The following is a 2,288-nucleotide window of genomic DNA, read 5'->3' as shown; positions in this document are numbered from 1 at the left end:
GGCGGCAACGACGCGAAAACCTGGGCGATCTCGGAAGAAAACCAGGAGAGCTGGTACCGTGTGGACATGGACCTGCTTCGTGCGTTCCGTGAGCCCCACGACACCAAGACCCCGGTTACTCAGGACGATCTGAATACCTGGGTTGCACAGCTCAACGATTACAACAACGAAAACTGGAAGCCGTCCAACGTGCTGGGCAACGACGGCATCATCAGCGACGCGCTGTATTACGAGCTGGAAGCCAAATTCATCAAGTACGTGGAGGAACTGGACGTTGGTACCAGCCTTCCCTACGCGCACAACGAAGACGGCTCCATCCTCACCACCATGAGCGGCGGCTACTCTGCCCAGGACATGTCCCTGGGTGATTTCGACGGCGACGGCCAGTACGAAATCGTTATGAAGTGGCGTTCCGGCAGCACCGACCCGATGTATTCCGACCCGATCTACAACGCCAAGAACCTTAACACCGGCGTGGAATACGTTGACGTTTACAAGATGGACGGCACCCTGCTGTTCCGTGTGGAAATGGGCTACAACGTTGCTTGCTCCAATGACCATGAAAACAACCTGTATGTGCAGGATTTTGATGGCGACGGCAAGAGCGAACTGATCCTGAAGACCGCTCTGGGCACCCAGATCGGTAACTGGGACGAAGCGACTCAGACGGTTGTGTATCCGGAGACCCTTGACACCGTAGTCGGCGGCGAGGACGGCCTCAATTCCACCGTTACGAAGTTCAAGGAATATTTTGCAACCGGTAACGACGAAGCCCTTGATACTTACTGGGGCGTTCTCAACAGCTTTGACATCTGCTACCGCAGCCCCACGGCCGGCGGCGGCAACGACGGTCCCAACGATCCGGAACAGAAAGCCTGGATCAAGTCTTACCATGTGGGCCGCATGGGCCAGATGAAGGACAACCAGGAATTCGTCACTGCGTTCGAGTATGACGAAGACGCCGGCAAGGGCGTTATCGTCGACAGCGTCGACTACAGATTCCCCTACACCGCGGGCAGCGTGGACGGCGAAGATTGGTCGATGGATCCCATGACCCAGCGCGGTAACTTCTGCTACATCACTGAGCCGGCTCCCGGCAACGATACCCTGGACAGCTACAAAACTCAGGTTATGGCCAAGTCGGAAGAATACTGGCTGAGAAACCCGTGGAAGAAGTCCGTTTGGGGCGACTCTCAGGGCAACCGGGCCAACCGCTGGGCGGGTGCGACCGGCTCCCTCGACGGTGAGCACTACGTTGCTATCGTACAGCGCGGCTACTATCAGAGAACCACCGCTGCCGCTTACTACATCGAGAACGGCAAGCTGGTGGAGCAGGGCTACTTCGATTCCGATGATCCTGCCTGCCAGACCCTCGGCAACGATCCGGAACTCTACTACAGCCGCGGCAACCACTTTGCCGAGGCCGCTGACCTGGACGGCGACGGCAAGGACGAGTTCGTTCTGAAGGCCATGAAGCTCAAGCTGGACGAAGAAAAGGGCCTGATCCTGCCTTACGTCATCAACGGCGACGTGTTCATGAGCGTCGAGGCTATGGGCGGCGAGCTCATGACCCCTGGCTTCGAGATCATCAGCGATTCTACCCGCAACAACCCGCTCAACAGATGGGCTCCCCTGAACCACGGTGACCGTTCTGCTCTGCTCCCGGTCGACAAGACCAACAAGATCATGCAGTTCACCGGTATCGAAGAGTACATCTGGGACGACAAGAACACCGGTAAGCAGCTCGGCTGGCTGCCCGGCCCGAACACCTTCGATCCGCAAAAGGGCCTGCGCATTGATGAAGCCACTGGCGAACTCATCACTGAAAATTCTGTTCTCTACGGTTCCTTCACCGGTAACGACGACGAAGGTTCTGTGGCCGGTAACTTCTCCAACAAGTTCCCGGGCGCCCAGGCCGGCGACTCCAGCGCTACCAAGAACGTCAGAAGCATGGTTACCGGCGAAGTTTTGGTTACCACCGATACCGCCCGCGGTATTGGCCAGGGCTACAACGCCATCTGGTTCGGCAGCGGCCTGACCCACATGGCTGCAAACGGTTCTACCATCTACACGATTGACGACGAAACCTTCAAGCCGAGCCAGTACCTTAAAACTGGTCTTTCTTCCACCGGTTCCAAGAGCACCCCGACCCTGAAGGCCGACGTGTTTGGCGATTGGCGTGAAGAAGTGCTGCTCTACAAGGGCAATTCCATCGCGATCGTGACTTCTCTGGCTCCCACCGAGTACGGCATCCGCACTCTGATGCATGACCCGATGTACCGCAACGG

1 protein-coding gene is annotated in these 2,288 nt (G+C 57.5%); it reads left to right on the top strand.

Annotated elements, in window-relative coordinates; genetic code table 11:
- Nucleotides 1–2,288 (top strand): rhamnogalacturonan lyase family protein (locus WMO26_RS13470; protein WP_349221144.1); only part of this gene is annotated, 2,288 nt, incomplete at both ends.

The organism is Solibaculum intestinale (genome assembly GCF_040096205.1).
Lineage (GTDB): Bacteria > Bacillota > Clostridia > Oscillospirales > Acutalibacteraceae > Solibaculum_A > Solibaculum_A intestinale.
The sequence above is the reverse complement of the archived record's forward strand: the minus strand, read 5'-3'. Positions and strand labels throughout refer to the sequence as shown.